A 15131-nucleotide genomic window follows, 5' to 3' on the forward strand; every position below is an offset into this window, starting at 1 on the left:
ATTTTATTGCCACGCTGGCAAATAGGTGGTATTTCAGATTCACTGTACTTTCACCGCAATTATTCCGGAGTTGAATAGCAAAAATGGAAAGTAAAGTTTCCCAGTCTGGAAACAATGCGAATAATCGCGGTGATAATGCGGTTCTGGCGCTGAGTAATATCGACTTAAAATTGCTGCGGGTATTTAAATGCGTGGTGGAAGCCGGCGGATTAACCGCCGCCAGTCACGAATTAAATATTGGCCTGGCGGCGATCAGTAAACAGGTTTCTGACCTGGAGATTCGGCTGGGCATGACGCTGTGCAGCCGCGGCCGTGAAGGTTTTGAGCTGACGCAGTACGGCATCAATGTTTATCAGGCCACGCTGGAGCTGTTCGTATCGCTCAACCTGTTTCGCGAGCGGCTGCACAATAGTCGCAACGAGCTGCTGGGCGACATCGCGATTTGCGTGGTGGATAACACCATTAGCGATCCGCACTCGCCGGTCACCAGTGCGGTGCAACAGTTGCACCAGAAAGCGCCAAAGGTGCAGATTCGTCTGCAGACCGCACAGCTGGATGATATTGAACGCGGCATAAGCGAAGGGCGTTTTCATTGCGGCATTGCGCCCGTGTATGAAATGAAAAATGAGTTTGATTACTTCGAACTTTATAAAGAATACGCAAAATTATATTGCGCTGCGTCACATCCTCTCTATTGCGGATCTTGCGATAAAAATATTTCGGTGGATGTATTACGTCAGCAGAAAATTATTAATCATTTATATGTTACCCCGCGCGATGAACGCCGCCTGATTCCGGTGCAGGAGAGCGGTGTGCAGGCGGTGCAGGTGGAATCGGTAGCCATGCTGATTTTAACCGGTCACTTTATTGGGTATTTACCGGAACATTATGCCGCTCCGTTTATTGCCCGCGGACAATTGTGTGAGCTGGGCGATGACACGCTGCGGCGCGAAACCGCATTTTGTCTGGTGATGAAGAAAGGCCGGAAAATAAATCCGATCATCCGGCTGTTTATGCAGGCGCTGGGGTTGAGCGATGCGGCGGCGGCGCACTGATTTGGTGCGTGTGACCAGGTTTCTGCTGGCACGGGATGGGAAAGTGTACGCTGATGCCCTCACCCCGGCCCTCTCCCACCGGGAGAGGGAGACGCAGCCTGCGGACAAGGGAGAGGCAGCCTGTGGACAAGGGAAACGCGGCGTCCGGTAACAGCAACCAGAACGCTTACGTCAGCCGCTTATACATCACCGTGGTAGCATCCAGCTCGCCGGCCGTGGATTCGGCATAGTACGGAATCGAACCCGCCACCTGCCAGCCGAGCGACAGATAGAGCGCGCTGGCAACATCGCCGCTGCGCGTATCCAGCACCAGCAGCGTTTTCCCCTGCTGCTGCGCCAGCTGTTCGGCACGTAACATCAGACGGCGCGCAATGCCCTGACGTCGCGCACGCGGATGCACCAGCAGCTTGCTGATCTCCGCACGATGGCGGCCGTTGGGCATACTGCTGAAGCCCAGCATCACCGTGGCCACTATCTCGCCCGCTTGCCAGGCCACCAGCAGCTGATTATCGCCGCTCGCCAGGCTGTAAATTTTGTCCTGCCAGAAACGCGCCATCACTGCGCGATCGTCCGCGTCAATGAAGCCGACGCTGGCACCGTCTGCCACGCAGCCGTGCAGCACTTCACACAATGACGCCAGCAGCGGCTGCGCCTGGGTAGCGCTGAGAGAGTCGATTTCAATCATGGTTTGCACACCACCAGAATGTAGCGCGCGCCGCCTTCGGCATGCGCCTGAAAAGAGGAACGTCCGCTGAGGTGGAAGCGCAGGCAATCGCCGGCCTGTAGCGTCCAGCTCTGCGTCTCCATGGTGATGGTCAGCTCGCCCGACTGCAGCCAGATGTGCTGTTCCAGCCCCTGTACCGGTGGCGCATCATAATCAATGCGCGCGCCCGGACGCAGCACGCCCTCCACCAGCTCCGCTTTAAACTGACTGGCCGGCGGCGAGACGTTGCGTCGCTGGAAGCCGCTGAGCGTGTCCTGCCAGACCGGCTGCTGCTCCGCTTTCAGCAGCAGCGCCGCTTCTTCTTCTACTTCGCTGAGCAGTCGCGACATGGTTAAACCGTAGGCCACGCACAAGCGATTAAGCAAAGCGGCGGTAGGGCTGGTCTCGGCGCGCTCAATGCGCGACAATGATGCCCGGCTAATGCCGGTTGCCAGAGCCAGTTCATCCAGCGACCAGCCGCGCTGCAGGCGTAATTCCGCCAGACGTGCCGCAAGCCGATCTTCCGTATTTAGAGCAGACATCTTTAACCTCTCATTTTCGGGAAATAAATCTCACATAAGAGATAAATCCCGAAATCGTGCAGTGGGTCAAGTTGTACAATAAAATAATCATTGTACAAGCTCACTCTGGCGGTTAAGGTGTTGTTATGCAGGTCAGAATTTTAGAGGATGCCATGGCCTTATACAGTATCGGTGATGTTGCCGAGCGCTGTGGAATTAACCCGGTAACCCTGCGCGCCTGGCAGCGTCGTTATGGATTGTTAAAGCCGCAGCGCACTGAGGGTGGTCATCGACAATTTGATGATGAAGATGTTCAGCGGATCGAAGAGATCAAACGCTGGATAGAGAGCGGTGTGCCTGTTGGCAAAGTCAAAGCCCTGCTTGAAGGAGAGACCTTCAACGTGCATGACGGCTGGACGGCGCTGCAGGAAGAGCTGATGAGCGTGCTGCGCCACGTGCGCGCCTCCAAACTGCGCACCAAAATCGCCACCATTGGCCGTGAACACCCGGTCGATGCGCTGATTGACCACGTTTTTGTACCGGTACGCCAGCGTCTCGGGCTGGATCAAAATACCGCCCGCACCATGTGCAGTCTGCTGGACGGCGCACTGATTGATTATGTCGCGTTCTGTCTGGCAGGCGCGCGAAAAAAAGCCGGCAAAGATGCCTTAATGATTGGCTGGGGCGTAGAAGATCGCACCCGCATCTGGCTGGAAGCCTGGCGCTTAGCGCAGCAGGGCTGGCGCATTGATGTGCTGGCGGAACCGCTGGATATGCCGCGTCCGGAGCTGTTTCCCGGCCAGCATCTGTTCATCTGGACCGGTAAAAAGCCGACGCGCCGCCAGCTGGAGCAGTTCGAACACTGGCAGGCTCAGGGCTTCTCGATTCACGTCCACGAACCGACCTGAAAAATCGCACATGCGGCCTTTGCCTTACCGCATGTGCGCGTTATCATGCCGCACTTCATGACTTTTCTCAGGTTTACCTATGAACTGGAATAAAATTCTCATTGGCACCCTGTTTGCCATCATGGCGATTGGCGGCATGGGCGGCATGATGCTGGTTGGCTACAGCCTTATTCTGCATACCCACTGAGTGCGTGCTGCAACCGCTCCAGCAGCCGGTCGCAGATCAGCGCCAGCAGCGCCACCAGCAGCGCGCCCTGAATCACATAAGCGGTATTGAAGCCGCTCAGACCGATAATCACCGGCGAACCCAGACTCTCCGCTCCGACGGTTGAGGCGATGGTCGCGGTGCCGATGTTGATCATCACAGAGGTGCGCACGCCCGCCATAATCACCGGTGCCGCCAGCGCCAGCTCTATCTGCCACAGACGCCGCCACGGTCCCATTCCCAGACCGACGGCGATCTCACGGCTGCTGGCCGGAACGCTGTCCAGTCCCGCCAGCGTGCCTTGCAGAATCGGCAACAGCCCATACAGAAACAGCGCCATCACCGCCGGCGCAGCGCCAAAGCCCATGACCGGCACGGCAATCGCCAGCACCGCCACCGGCGGAAAGGTCTGACCGGCAGCCGCCAGCGTCTCCAGCAGCGGGCGGAACGCCCTGCCGCCGTGACGGGTAGCGAAGACCGCACAGCCAACGCCCACCACTATCGCCAGCACGCTGCCGCTGATCACCAGCAACAGATGGGCCAGCGCCAGCTGCCAGAAACTCTCCTGCTGGTACAGCGGACGCTCCAGCTGCGGAAACCAGTGCGCAAACAGCGGCGCACTGTGCGGTAACCCCCACAGCAACAGCAGAAATACCCCCAGCAGCCAGTAGAGCGGATCGCGCAGCACTCGCATCAGCCCGCCTCCTGCTGTCGCAGCAAATCGCTAAAGTGCAGCACGCCCAGCGGCTGCTGATGCTGATCAACAACCGGTAATTTGTCGGTGCGCCGCGCAATAAACTGCGACAGCGCCTCGCGCAGCGTCAGCCCGGCGGCGATCGGCTCCGCCTCCAGCCACTCACCGCGTCGTGCCGCACTGCCGGCCCGCCCCAGCGCCAGCAGACGCACGCCCAGCTCGCTGCGGCCAAAGAACTGGCGCGCGAAATCACTGGCAGGCTGCGTCAGCAGGTCAATCGGCCGTCCCTGCTGCACAATCTCTCCGCCGTCCATCAGCACCAGCTGATCGGCGAGGGTTAACGCTTCGTCGATATCGTGCGTCACCAGCACCACGGTGCGCCCCGACAGCTGCTGAATGCGCAGCATCTCCTGCTGCAGCGCCTGCCGGTTGACCGGATCGAGCGCGCCGAACGGTTCATCCATCAGAAGCAGTTCCGGGTCGGCCGCCAGCGCGCGCGCCACACCAACACGCTGCTGCTGGCCGCCGGAGAGCTGGTGCGGATAGCGCGACGCCAGCTGACTGTCGAGATTGAGCAGCGCCAGCAGCTCCTCAACCCGTGCGGCAATTTTTTCCCGCGGCCAGCCGAGCAGCGACGGCACAGTGGCGATATTTTTGGCCACATTCCAGTGTGGAAACAGGCCGATGGACTGAATGGCATAGCCAATGCGCCGCCGCAGCGCGCGCGCATCCATCTGCTCGATCGGCTCACCGGCAAAACGGATTTCGCCGCTGTCATGCTCAACCAGCCGGTTAATCATCTTCAGCGTGGTGGATTTACCCGAGCCTGATGTGCCGATCAGCACGGTAAAACTGCCCTTCTCAATCTTCAGCGACAGGTTGCGAATCGCCTCTTTACCGGCGAACGCTTTGCTCACCTGATGAAATTCAATCATGTCCTCTCTCCAGCAGCGCCGACAGCAATCGCAGCAGCGCATCGAATATCACCGCCAGCGCCACCACCGGAATCACGCCCAGCAGCACCAGATCCAGTGCGCTGCTCAGCAGTCCCTGAAACACAATGGCGCCGAAGCCGCCGGCTCCAATCAGTGCGGCGACTACCGCCAGCCCGACGGTTTGCACCACCACCACGCGCAGTCCGGAGAGCCACACCGGCAGCGCCAGCGGCAGCTCGGCGTGCCAGAACTGCTGCCAGCCGCTCATGCCCATGCCGCGCGCGGTTTCACGCACCTCCTGCGGCACCTGCTGCAGCCCCGCGACCACGCTGCGCACCAGCGGCAGCAGTGCATACAGCACCAGCGCAATCAGCGCCGGCGCGACGCCAATCCCGCTGATACCGAGGCGCGCCAGCTGCGGAAAATGCGCCGCCAGTCCGGCCAGCGGTGCAATCAGCAGGCCAAACAGCGCCACAGACGGCACGGTCTGGATCAGATTCAGCACGCTGAAGGCGGCATGTTGCCAGCGGGCGCGACGCGCGATGGCGAGTCCCAGCGGCAGACCAATCAGTAAGGTGGGCAGCAGCGTACCGCCCAGCAGCAGCAGATGCTGGCTGAACGCGGCGTTAAAGACAGCGGTGCGATTGCTGTACTCTTTCAGCAGCGACAGCGCGTCCAGCTGACCACTCAGCAGCAGTATCAGCGGCGGCAGCCACAGTTGCAGATTAAGCAGAATACGCAGCGGCGTCTGCTGACTAAGCTGGCGAATCGCTTCGGCGGCCAGCAGCAGCGCTAATCCTGCCGCACACCAGAGGCCGCTGCCCAGCGCGGTGCGCGCCAGCGGGCTGCCGCTGCGGGCCAGCTCACTGGCGGCGTGGCCGCCGATGCCAATCAGCAGGGCGAACAGTAGCTCCGCGCCCAGCAGCTGCGCCAGCGCCGCGCCGCGACCTGGCGGCCACCACAATCCCAGCCATAGCCATAACAGCGGCAGCAGCAGCAGCCAGCCCGCCGTTACCTGCCAAAGCATCAGCGGCTGTCCGGAGACCAGCCGGTTGGCCGCATAGCTCAGCAGCGGTAGCGCTCCCAGCGCCAGCGTGATCAGCAGCGTCAGCACCAGCAGCACCGGCTGCTGGCGCGGTCGGTTTATCCGTGACAGCACCGCTTACAGCAACTTATTCTGCTGCAGCCACTGCTGCGCTACCTGGCTGGCGTCCTGACCGTCAACGGCGATTTGCGCGTTGAGCTGCTGCAGGGTTTTCTCATCCAGCTTGCTGAATACCGGCTGCAGCCAGTCGGCAATCTGCGGGTACTGTTGCAGCACGCTGGCGCGGATTACCGGCGCGGGCGCGTAAATCGGCTGTACGCCCTTAGGGTCGCTCAGGGTTTGCAGGCCGAGCGCCGCGACCGGGCCGTCGGTACCGTAAGCCATCGCCGCATTGACGCCGGACGTTTGCTGGGCGGCCGCTTTGATAGTAACAGCGGTGTCCCCGCCGGCCAGCGACAGCAGCTGTGACTGGCTCAGCTTGAAGTTGTAGGCTTTCTCAAACGCCGGCAGCGCATCGCTGCGCTCGATGAACTCCGCCGACGCCGCCAGCTTAAAGGTGCCGCCTTTTTTCAGGTAAGCGCTGAGATCGTCGAGGGATTGCAGGTTATTTTGCTGCGCGACATCGCCGCGCACCGCAATGGTCCAGGTGTTGTTAGCCGGTGCTGGCGTCAGCCACACCAGATGATTTTTCTCTGCATCGAGCTTTTTCACCTTCTCATAGCCCTGCTGCGCGTTTTTCCACGCCGCGTCCTTCTCATCATTGAAGAAGAACGCCCCGTTGCCGGTATATTCCGGATAGATATCCAGCTCACCGGCGGTGATTGCGCCGCGCACCACCTGCGTGGTACCGAGCTGGATTTTATTCACGGTTTTTACCCCATGCTGGTTCAGCACCTGCAGAATGATGTTGCCGAGCAGCGAACCTTCAGTATCGATCTTGGAACCTACCTTGACCGGGTCCGCTGCCTGCACGGCCCCGACACTCATCGCGAATGCGATCATCCCCAATAAACCCTGCTTAATCATGGCGCTTTCCTCAGCATTATTTTCTTTCAGTGATTATCAAGCGTAGCCTGGCGAAACGGGATGGGTGCGGTCAAGCGGCGCAATTCGTTCTTTTTCTGCTATCCGTTGCCGGTTTTATAGAACGCTTTGGTTGCACTTATAACCAAATAGAATTTTTCACATCCGTGGCGCGGCTTATGCTCATAGCCCCAATCATTACAATAAATCACACAACATCATGTCTGACTTAACTTCTTCGGCGCACGTGGCGCTGGCAGGGAATACGCCGCAGGGCGAGACGCAGTGGATTCGCAGCGCGGCCGACGTGACGCGGCTGGTCAACAACAGTAACGCCTCGCGCAGCAATGCGCGCATCGTCATCGCCATTGCGCTGGGCGGGGTTTTTCTCGATGCCTACGACCTTGGTGCGCTGGCCTTCGGTATTAAAGATGTCACGCGCGAATTCAATCTGACGCCCGCCGGCACCGGCATGGTGGCGTCGGCTATCACCTTTGGCGCGATTGTTGGCGCGCTGATCGGTGGCTATCTCACCGATAAAATTGGCCGCTATCGGGTCTTCATGGCCGATATGTTCTTCTTCGTGGTGGCGGCACTGGCCTGTGCCTTTGCGCCGAACGAGTACGTGCTGGCGGCGGCGCGCTTTGTGATGGGGCTCGGCGTCGGCATCGATCTGCCGGTGGCGATGGCGTTTCTGGCGGAGTTTTCCCGACTGCGCGGTCAGGGCAATAAGGCCGCCAGCGTCGCGATGTGGTGTCCCACCTGGTACGCGGCGATCAGCATCTCCTATCTGCTGGTGCTGCTGCTGTATGCGGTGCTGCCAGAGAGCCATACTGACTGGCTGTGGCGGCTGATCCTCGGCTTTGGCGCGGTACCGGCGCTGTTGATCATCGCCATCCGCAGTCGTTACATGAGCGAATCACCGATCTGGGCGGCAAATCAGGGCAACCTGCAGGGTGCAGCGGCAATCCTGCGGCGGTCGTATAACATCAACGCGGAGGTCGCGCAGGATGCCGAGCTCACTGCCGCACAGCCAGTACGTAAAGCCAGCTGGCGCAACTACGGCGCGCTGCTGCAGGGCGTTTACCGCCGCCGTACGCTGCTGGCAACGATAACCTCGATTGCATCGTCGTTCGCCTATAACGCCGTGGCCTTTGGCCTGCCGGTGATCATCTCCAGTTTCCTCGCGCAGTCGATGCTGACCACCATTCTGGTCTCGCTGGCGCTTAACCTGCTATTTGCGTTTGTTGGCGGCCTGCTGGCGGTGCGGCTGGTGCCACGGCTGGGCGCGTGGAAGATGTCGGTGGCCGGTTACGCCTGCCAGTGTGCGGCGCTGCTGGGTCTGGCGCTGATTGGTCGCCCGGCCGGCGGCGAGGAAGCGGCCCTGGCGATTGCCATGCTGGCGCTGTTCCTGTTCGGTCAGGGGTTTGGTCCGGGTTCGCACACCATGACCTTTGCCTCGCTGAGCTATCCGGCTTCGCTGCGTGGCGTGGGCGTCGGCTTTAACCAGACGCTGATGCGCGCCAGTTCGACGGTATCCCTGTTTGTGTTTCCGCTGCTGGTCGCGGCGTTCGGCACTGGCGTGTTCTGGGTGATCCTGCTCGCACCGCTGGCCGGATTACTGGCGCTGCTGGCGATTCGCTGGGAACCGTCAGGCTATGACGTCGATGCGGAAGATTTTCAGTAAGCGGATAACGCCTCAGCGATGAGGCGTTGGCTCAGGCGGTGAGGCGGAAATCGCCCAGCGTGTTGGGGATGCGCGGAAAAGTGTGCAGGAACCACGGCGTGAATTTTGCCGGATTGTCGCGCATCTCCTGCTGAATCTGGTCGACTGAGCGGTAACACCAGTCGTCAGCCTCATCAAGGTTGAGCACCGGCACTTCGTCACTGATGGCGAAAAACACGTGACCGTACTCATGTTCGATCAGGCCGTTGCTGAGCGGCAGGTTATAGCTCAGTTCAAAAACCGGCGTTAACGCCAGATCCAGTCCCATCTCTTCACGCAGGCGGCGCTCAGCCGCATCGCGCGTCGGCTCCTGCGGGTAGGGATGGCTGCAGCAGGTATTGCTCCACAAACCGCCGCAGTGATACTTGCTTTGCGCCCGGCGCTGCAGCAACAGTTCATGGCGCGAATTGAACACGTAAACCGTTACCGCACGATGCAGCAATCCTTTCTCATGCACTTCCAGCTTTTCCATCTTGCCGGTGGGACGATCGAGGTGGTCAACGAGGATAACTTCAATGGCGGGCATGACAACTCCTTCGGAAAAATCCCCACTATTGTACACAATAGCGGAAGCGGCAGCGGAGAAAATCGCGCACATTCCGTGCGCTGGCGCGATAAGCAGTAAGCTTAGCAGCCAGCAGATAATTCAGCAGAAAAAGGCGGGGAAAAGCGTGACAGCGGCGCAAAAAACGCGCCGCTGTGCTCTCTGACGGGATGAATTACAGTTTGAAGCCGTGCACCACCTGCTCAAGCTGCACGCTCTGCTCTTCCATGGCGCGCGCCGCTGCCGAGACCTGCTCCACCAGCGCCGCATTCTGCTGGGTGCTGCCGTCGAGCTGGGTAATCGCCACGTTCACCTGTTCGATCCCCATGCTCTGCTCGCGGCTGGCGGACATGATTTCGCTCATCAGCGTTGTAACGCTGCTGACGCCCTGCATCAGCTCGTCCATGGTTTGTCCGGCCTGCTCCACCAGCTGGCTGCCGGTGTCGATATTGGCCACCGACTCTTCAATCAGCTTCTTGATTTCGCGCGCGGAGTTAGCGGAACGCTGCGCCAGATTGCGTACCTCCGAAGCCACCACGGCAAACCCGCGCCCCTGTTCACCGGCGCGCGCCGCTTCTACCGCCGCGTTGAGCGCCAGAATGTTGGTCTGGAAGGCGATGCTGTCGATGACGCTGATGATATCCACCACCTTACGCGAGGAGTGATGGATTTCACCCATGGTGCTGACCACCTGACGCACCACTTCACTGCCGCGCGCCGCCACCTGGGACGCGCCATCTGCCAGCTGGTTAGCGTGCGTGGCGTTGTCGGCGTTCTGACGCACCGTGCCGGTCAGCTCTTCCATCGACGCGGCGGTTTGCACAATGGAACTCGCCTGCGATTCCGTCCGCGCCGAGAGATCGGCGTTGCCGCTGGCGATTTCACGTGAAGCCGCGGTAATCGCCAGTGCGCTGTCGCCCACCTGGCGCATCAGCACCTGCAAATGGGCGATGAACTGGTTGAAGCTTTGCGCCACGGCGTTGAATTCCGGGCTATTGCTGGCTGGCAGACGCTGCGTCAGATCCGCACCACCAGTCGACAGCGCTTCGATGTTTTGATGCAGCAGATTCAGGCGTTTCATCATCGCGCGGACAAAGCCAAGCAGCACCAGCAGCAGCAGAATCGCCAGCGGGATCTGGACCAGGCCGAGACGGGTCAGCATGCTGTGCGTCTGCGCATCCAGCAGCGCGGACGGCACGTCGCTGGCCAGATACCATGGGCTGCCGGGAATGGCCTGCAGGAACAGCGTGTGCTCACCATCTTCTCCGCTGAAGGTGGTTTGCGACGGCTGAGAACCGGCCTGTGCCAGCAGCCCTTTCAGCGCCGCCGCCATTGGCAGCTGGGTATCAGCCAGATTTTCCAGCTTCGGCGTCCCCTCCAGCAGCGCGGCATTACCGACCACTTTGCCGTCCGCTTCGACAATCAGTACGCGGCCATGAATCGCCTCACCCATCTGCTGCGCCAGCTGGTTGAAAAAGCCGAGCGTGACGTCAATGGTTGAGACGCCCCACACAGTGCCGTTACGGTAAATCGCCATGGCGCAGTTGGTGCGCGGCTGCGGGCTGGCGGCATCCTGATAAGCCTTCGCCCACGCGCACTGGCCTTTTTCTGCGGCCATGCCATCTTTGTACCACGGCTGCTCCCAGTATTTGTCGGCAGCATCGGAGTTCCAGTAGGTGTTGACCTGCAGCTGGTTGCTGGCGTTACGCGCAAAGAACGAGCTGTCTTTCTCTTTCGCCGGATCGCGCCGGTTAGGTAACGGCCAGATACCGCCGCCGAACACGTTGCTGTCCTGATACTGGTTAACCAGCGCCGGCAGCAGCGTATCAATGGCGGCGCTGTCCATCACGCCCGCCGCTTCGGTAATGGCACGCTGCTGCGCCTGCACGCGGTTCATCTGCTCGACGATACGTCCGGCGAGACCATCCACCTCATAGCGCACCAGCCGGCTTTCGTTCTGGCTAAGCTGCGGCGCGATGAACTGGTTGATCACCAGGACGGTGACCAGCATAAGAACAACGAAGAATGCGACTAAAGTCGCGGTAAAACGGGATTGTGTGGTTTTTAACATCGGTGTGCCCTTACCCTGGTGTGGCGAGTTGCCTGATCGAGGTTAACGGCTTGTTACAGAGGAACTTGAGGTGCGCAAGATCACAAAATGGTTAACTGATTGAATAGCGTGACCATAAGAGCGCTTATTGTCACCGGCCTTACCCTGCCCCCTTTCTGACCGCTCTGGTGTTAACTTCGGTGACAGTCAGCACGTAAATACTGAGGCTGAAGGCCCTGGTCGTGAAGAAAAAACCGGCGGTGAGCGGGTCGCCGCCAGGCCTTTTTACAAGCTAAATGTTCAGCGTAGTCTGCAGGGTAATGGCAGACCTGTAGCAAAGCTATTACGTAATAAACTAAGCTCGTGCTGTTCGTCTCTGTTAGTTTGCCTGCACCAGCGGCATAAAGTTTTCCGCAAAAATATCTGGCTCATAACCCGCAGCGGCAAACAGGTGCGTACGCGATTCATCAATGGCTGCGCGGAGGCGCTCGCTGTCAACACCCGAAATTTTACCGTTCTGTTTGACGATGCGTCCGCCGATCAAAACAGTGTCGATGTTACTGCGTTCGGTTGCATGCACCACCGTACCAAAAGCATTTCCATCAGGATAAAGGTTGAGATCTGTAGCATTAATCAGCAGCAGGTCGGCCTGTTTACCAGGAGTCAGGCTGCCCACCTTATCCTGCATTCCCGCACAGGCAGCACCATCAATGGTTGCAGATTTAAGAAGCTGCTCTGCCGGAAGCGTTGTCAGCGAATGCTCTGAATCACAGCAATGCTGCTTATGCATGCCCATTACACGCTGCAGATAAAACGCCACGCGCATTTCCATAAACATGTCGGTGCTGTATGACGTTTCGTTGTCCACGCTAAGGCCAGGATGGATGCCATGACGCCGTGCGGCCTCAATGGCAAACATTCCGTTCTCAATACCATAATGCGAATCTGAGCGCGGGCAGACATTCACACGGACACCGGCTTCGCGCAGAATTTCCCATCCCTGATCTGGCAGTGCCGTGCAGTGATTGAATATATTGTCCGGACCCAGCAGGCCCTGCTTATGCAATGACTCAAGTTCAGAAGCCATCTCAGCACCGAAAAATTCAGTGACGATGGGCAGTCCCAGCCGGCGTGCTTCAGCCCATAGATCAGGCTCCAGTTGAGCCATGACACCCAAAGAAACGAGGCTTTCAGGATTATTTTCGAAATATTTTTTCTGCAGACGCTGCCAGTTACCCGGCCAGTGCGCTCTATTCCATTCGCCTGCTACCGGCGCACCTGAAGCGTGGATGGCACGTATGCCGGCATCAAGCAGAGCCTCTACGGCAGCGTCAGAATGTGCAGCAGTACGGCTGTTGTGGGAATTATCAATGATTGTTGTGATGCCGGCGTCGATAGCACTCAGTGCGGTCAGGAGGTTACCGATATACATATCGGCTGGCCGATAGTACCTGGCAAACGAGAAGTGCGTGGCGTTGCTGTAGTCGTCCAGACAGGTGGCATTTGGATTGATGCGGCGCAGCTGCCCCTCCCATGAGTGACGGTGCGAATCGACCATCCCCGGCATGGCAATCATGTTCGTAGCATCAATTACACGTGCCCCATGAGCATCCAGATTTTGACCTACGGCGCTGATGGTTGAGCCGGTGACAAGAATATCACCGCGTTCAAGATTACCGACGTTATCATCCATGCTCAGTATAGTGGCGCCACTGATGAGCGTCATCGGCGGGTTTACGGTCTGGTTATTAACAATATCTCTTCTGTAATCGCTCATTTAAATCGCCTCGTTTCGTGTTGACAGGAAGACGATAGGTCACACAATTACAGTGAAAAAGATGCTAAACGCGCTTTCATAATTCAAAATTTGCGAACAATGATATTTAATAGGGGCAGAAATCAGAGGTGTGGGAGCAGGTGAATGGATCGACTTCAGGCAATGCAAATCTTTATAAGGGTGGCTGAAGCCGGAAGTTTTGTTCGTGCTGCCGAGACATTGTCCCTGCCGCCCTCAACGGTCACCAGTTCGATTAAGGGTCTTGAAAAATACCTGCAGGTACGGCTGTTTAACCGTACGACAAGGCGGGTAAATCTCACTGCTGAGGGTCTCCAGTATCTTGCGCAGTGCCGCGAAATACTGTCGTTAATCGAGCATACGGAATCCAGTCTGACGGATTCCAGTAAACGGCCGCAGGGGCGGCTGCGTGTGGATATGCCAGGTGGCATTGCCCATTTCATTGTCATGTCAAATCTGAAAGATTTTTACCGCCGTTATCCGGATATTTATCTGATGATTGGGGTGAGCGATCGTCAGATAGATCTCGTTCAGGAAGGCGTGGATTGTGTAATAAGAACAGGAGAATTGCTAAATTCCACGCTAGTTGCACGTCCACTGGGCCGGTTTCGCTGGGTGACATGTGCTTCACCGAAATATCTCAGCGAATATGGCATACCGCAGTCACCTGAAGATTTATCCCGGCATCGGGCAGTCCACTATTTTTCAGACCAGTCCCGGCGTAATGGCGAATTGCGTTTCGTACAGAATTCAGAGCCGCTTTCCGTGGCTGTCAGCGGCCAGGGTGCTGTAAACGAAACAGGACTCTACATTAAAATGTGTCTTGAAGGTTTTGGGCTGGCCCAGCTTGCCGGAAATATTGTTTCTGAGCACCTGCAGAAAGGAACGCTGGTTGAAGTACTTACCGACTGGCAGCCACCCTCAGTGCCGGTCAGCCTGCTTTATCCCCATCAGCGCTTCCTTTCCCCTGCCGTACGCGCATTTGCAGATTGGATAGAGGAAATCATCTGACAGGTCTGTCTCACGCACATTTCGGCCTTGCATTACTGACGCACCACAGCATGGTGCGAGCAGTATCTATTGCTTAGCTGAGCGATGACGCAACGTTGAGATGCAGATTGGGCTGACCCGCTACGCTTAAATTATTTCAAGGGTGATAAAGATTAATTTCATGGTGCTCCTGACCAGGCATTAACGATTAATCCCGCGCCGGAAATAAACAGAATGGCGTCTATCAGCACGGCAAATTGTGTGACTGACAGTCTCTGGACTATCACCTTCGTGCTCAGGGTGCCCAGCATAATGCCACTGCCCACTAACACACCTGTGAGCACAACCTGCATTGAGAGCGCCTGCTGGAAGGCGAACGTACTGACCTTGCTGAAATATAACAGCAAGGCACTCGATGCTTCCGTGCCAATAAATGCGCCACGACTCAATCCATAGGCGGTAAAAATCAGTACGCTCACCGGTCCGGTGGAGAGAACCAGTCCGGTCAGAAAACCCACCACGCCACCACAAAGCCCTAACTGCTTTATCGAGAGCGTCCAGTGACTGTTTTTCAGGTTGCGTCTGACCAAAATCATCACCCAGAAAAACAGACCCAGCGCGCCATCAATGATCCAGGCAGGTAAAGAGAGCAGCACATGCGCGCCTAACGACGCAGCTGGCACGCCAGGAAGGCTATAGGCCAGAGTGGCGCGCCAGTCGATTTCACGCCACCAGACCGCGATGCGCGAGAGATTTCCCAGGATTGCGGCGATAGCCATGACTGGCATCGCCACTCTGGGGCCGAAATTGCTGACCATCAGCGGCAGCAGCAGTAACGAAGAACCGGTGCCGATGATGCCACTCAGCGCCCCGGACAGGATCGCGATCAGCGTCACAAAGAGATAATCACCCACTGACTTTCCTCATTTTCAACGGC

General features: G+C 58.1%; 14 protein-coding genes. 4 read left to right on the plus strand and 10 right to left on the minus strand.

Features of this window, described 5'->3' with window-relative positions; translation table 11 throughout:
* The first annotated feature begins 83 nt into the window (after nt 1–83).
* A complete protein-coding gene (locus OXR61_RS04685; RefSeq protein ID WP_021508451.1) occupies nt 84–1055 on the plus strand; it encodes a LysR family transcriptional regulator in 972 nt (323 codons plus the stop codon).
* A gap of 166 nt (nt 1056–1221) precedes the next feature.
* Here OXR61_RS04685 and OXR61_RS04690 read toward each other — a convergent pair whose 3' ends face one another.
* Both OXR61_RS04690 and OXR61_RS04695 read right to left on the minus strand, forming a co-directional pair.
* The gene (locus tag OXR61_RS04690; RefSeq protein ID WP_021508452.1) at nt 1222–1740 is read right to left on the minus strand and encodes a GNAT family N-acetyltransferase; all 519 of its coding nucleotides are present in this window, start codon (nt 1738–1740) and stop codon (nt 1222–1224) included.
* Nucleotides 1737–2300 (minus strand): XRE family transcriptional regulator, encoded by a 564-nt coding sequence (locus OXR61_RS04695; RefSeq protein ID WP_058775322.1) that lies wholly within the window; start codon nt 2298–2300, stop codon nt 1737–1739. Before OXR61_RS04695 ends, OXR61_RS04690 begins: the two co-directional genes overlap by 4 nt.
* 152 nt (nt 2301–2452) lie before the next feature.
* Here OXR61_RS04695 and OXR61_RS04700 point away from each other — a divergent pair, with 152 nt between their 5' ends.
* Nucleotides 2453–3187, plus strand: a complete 735-nt coding sequence (locus tag OXR61_RS04700) for a MerR family transcriptional regulator (protein ID WP_031279872.1) — start codon at nt 2453–2455, stop codon at nt 3185–3187.
* A gap of 167 nt (nt 3188–3354) precedes the next feature.
* Here the strand turns inward: OXR61_RS04700 and OXR61_RS04705 are convergent, their stop codons facing one another.
* From OXR61_RS04705 to OXR61_RS04720, 4 genes are read right to left on the minus strand one after another with little or no spacing between them, the layout of a single operon-like run.
* On the minus strand, nt 3355–4086 hold the full coding sequence (locus tag OXR61_RS04705; protein WP_222985528.1) for an ABC transporter permease: 732 nt from the start codon (nt 4084–4086) through the stop codon (nt 3355–3357).
* On the minus strand, nt 4086–5021 hold the full coding sequence (locus OXR61_RS04710; RefSeq protein ID WP_021508457.1) for an ABC transporter ATP-binding protein: 936 nt from the start codon (nt 5019–5021) through the stop codon (nt 4086–4088). Before OXR61_RS04710 ends, OXR61_RS04705 begins: the two co-directional genes overlap by 1 nt.
* Nucleotides 5014–6180 (minus strand): ABC transporter permease, encoded by a 1167-nt coding sequence (locus OXR61_RS04715; RefSeq protein ID WP_159378341.1) that lies wholly within the window; start codon nt 6178–6180, stop codon nt 5014–5016. Before OXR61_RS04715 ends, OXR61_RS04710 begins: the two co-directional genes overlap by 8 nt.
* Nucleotides 6181–6183: 3 nt before the next feature.
* Nucleotides 6184–7092, minus strand: a complete 909-nt coding sequence (locus OXR61_RS04720) for an ABC transporter substrate-binding protein (protein ID WP_058775319.1) — start codon at nt 7090–7092, stop codon at nt 6184–6186.
* A gap of 217 nt (nt 7093–7309) precedes the next feature.
* Here OXR61_RS04720 and OXR61_RS04725 point away from each other — a divergent pair, with 217 nt between their 5' ends.
* On the plus strand, nt 7310–8776 hold the full coding sequence (locus tag OXR61_RS04725; RefSeq protein ID WP_021508460.1) for an MFS transporter: 1467 nt from the start codon (nt 7310–7312) through the stop codon (nt 8774–8776).
* Nucleotides 8777–8807: 31 nt separating this feature from the next.
* Here OXR61_RS04725 and idi read toward each other — a convergent pair whose 3' ends face one another.
* The 3 genes from idi to OXR61_RS04740 all read right to left on the minus strand — a co-directional run bounded on the left by idi (nt 8808) and on the right by OXR61_RS04740 (nt 13186).
* Nucleotides 8808–9341, minus strand: a complete 534-nt coding sequence (gene idi, locus OXR61_RS04730; protein WP_021508461.1) for an isopentenyl-diphosphate Delta-isomerase — start codon at nt 9339–9341, stop codon at nt 8808–8810.
* Between the two features lie 193 nt (nt 9342–9534).
* Entirely contained in the window at nt 9535–11430 is a 1896-nt protein-coding gene (locus OXR61_RS04735) for a methyl-accepting chemotaxis protein (protein ID WP_031279873.1), read from the minus strand.
* Nucleotides 11431–11788: 358 nt separating this feature from the next.
* A complete protein-coding gene (locus OXR61_RS04740; protein ID WP_021508464.1) occupies nt 11789–13186 on the minus strand; it encodes an amidohydrolase family protein in 1398 nt (465 codons plus the stop codon).
* Between the two features lie 144 nt (nt 13187–13330).
* Between OXR61_RS04740 and OXR61_RS04745 the strand changes: the two genes are divergently transcribed.
* Nucleotides 13331–14215, plus strand: a complete 885-nt coding sequence (locus OXR61_RS04745) for a LysR family transcriptional regulator (RefSeq protein WP_021508465.1) — start codon at nt 13331–13333, stop codon at nt 14213–14215.
* 158 nt (nt 14216–14373) lie between these two features.
* Here the strand turns inward: OXR61_RS04745 and OXR61_RS04750 are convergent, their stop codons facing one another.
* Entirely contained in the window at nt 14374–15108 is a 735-nt protein-coding gene (locus OXR61_RS04750; protein WP_021508466.1) for a sulfite exporter TauE/SafE family protein, read from the minus strand.
* Nucleotides 15109–15131: the final 23 nt, after the last annotated feature.

It is taken from the genome of Pantoea sp. GM_Pan_4 (assembly GCF_026541005.1).
GTDB lineage: Bacteria > Pseudomonadota > Gammaproteobacteria > Enterobacterales > Enterobacteriaceae > Pantoea > Pantoea dispersa.

Bases quoted from the DNA above. Each gene is read 5' to 3' on its own strand.
- OXR61_RS04685 (WP_021508451.1), top strand. From the start codon at position 84: ATGGAAAGTAAAGTTTCCCAGTCTGGAAACAATGCGAATAATCGCGGT.
- OXR61_RS04690 (WP_021508452.1), bottom strand. From the start codon at position 1,740: ATGATTGAAATCGACTCTCTCAGCGCTACCCAGGCGCAGCCGCTGCTG.
- OXR61_RS04695 (WP_058775322.1), bottom strand. From the start codon at position 2,300: ATGTCTGCTCTAAATACGGAAGATCGGCTTGCGGCACGTCTGGCGGAA.
- OXR61_RS04700 (WP_031279872.1), top strand. From the start codon at position 2,453: ATGGCCTTATACAGTATCGGTGATGTTGCCGAGCGCTGTGGAATTAAC.
- OXR61_RS04705 (WP_222985528.1), bottom strand. From the start codon at position 4,086: ATGCGAGTGCTGCGCGATCCGCTCTACTGGCTGCTGGGGGTATTTCTG.
- OXR61_RS04710 (WP_021508457.1), bottom strand. From the start codon at position 5,021: ATGATTGAATTTCATCAGGTGAGCAAAGCGTTCGCCGGTAAAGAGGCG.
- OXR61_RS04720 (WP_058775319.1), bottom strand. From the start codon at position 7,092: ATGATTAAGCAGGGTTTATTGGGGATGATCGCATTCGCGATGAGTGTC.
- OXR61_RS04725 (WP_021508460.1), top strand. From the start codon at position 7,310: ATGTCTGACTTAACTTCTTCGGCGCACGTGGCGCTGGCAGGGAATACG.
- idi (WP_021508461.1), bottom strand. From the start codon at position 9,341: ATGCCCGCCATTGAAGTTATCCTCGTTGACCACCTCGATCGTCCCACC.
- OXR61_RS04735 (WP_031279873.1), bottom strand. From the start codon at position 11,430: ATGTTAAAAACCACACAATCCCGTTTTACCGCGACTTTAGTCGCATTC.
- OXR61_RS04740 (WP_021508464.1), bottom strand. From the start codon at position 13,186: ATGAGCGATTACAGAAGAGATATTGTTAATAACCAGACCGTAAACCCG.
- OXR61_RS04745 (WP_021508465.1), top strand. From the start codon at position 13,331: ATGGATCGACTTCAGGCAATGCAAATCTTTATAAGGGTGGCTGAAGCC.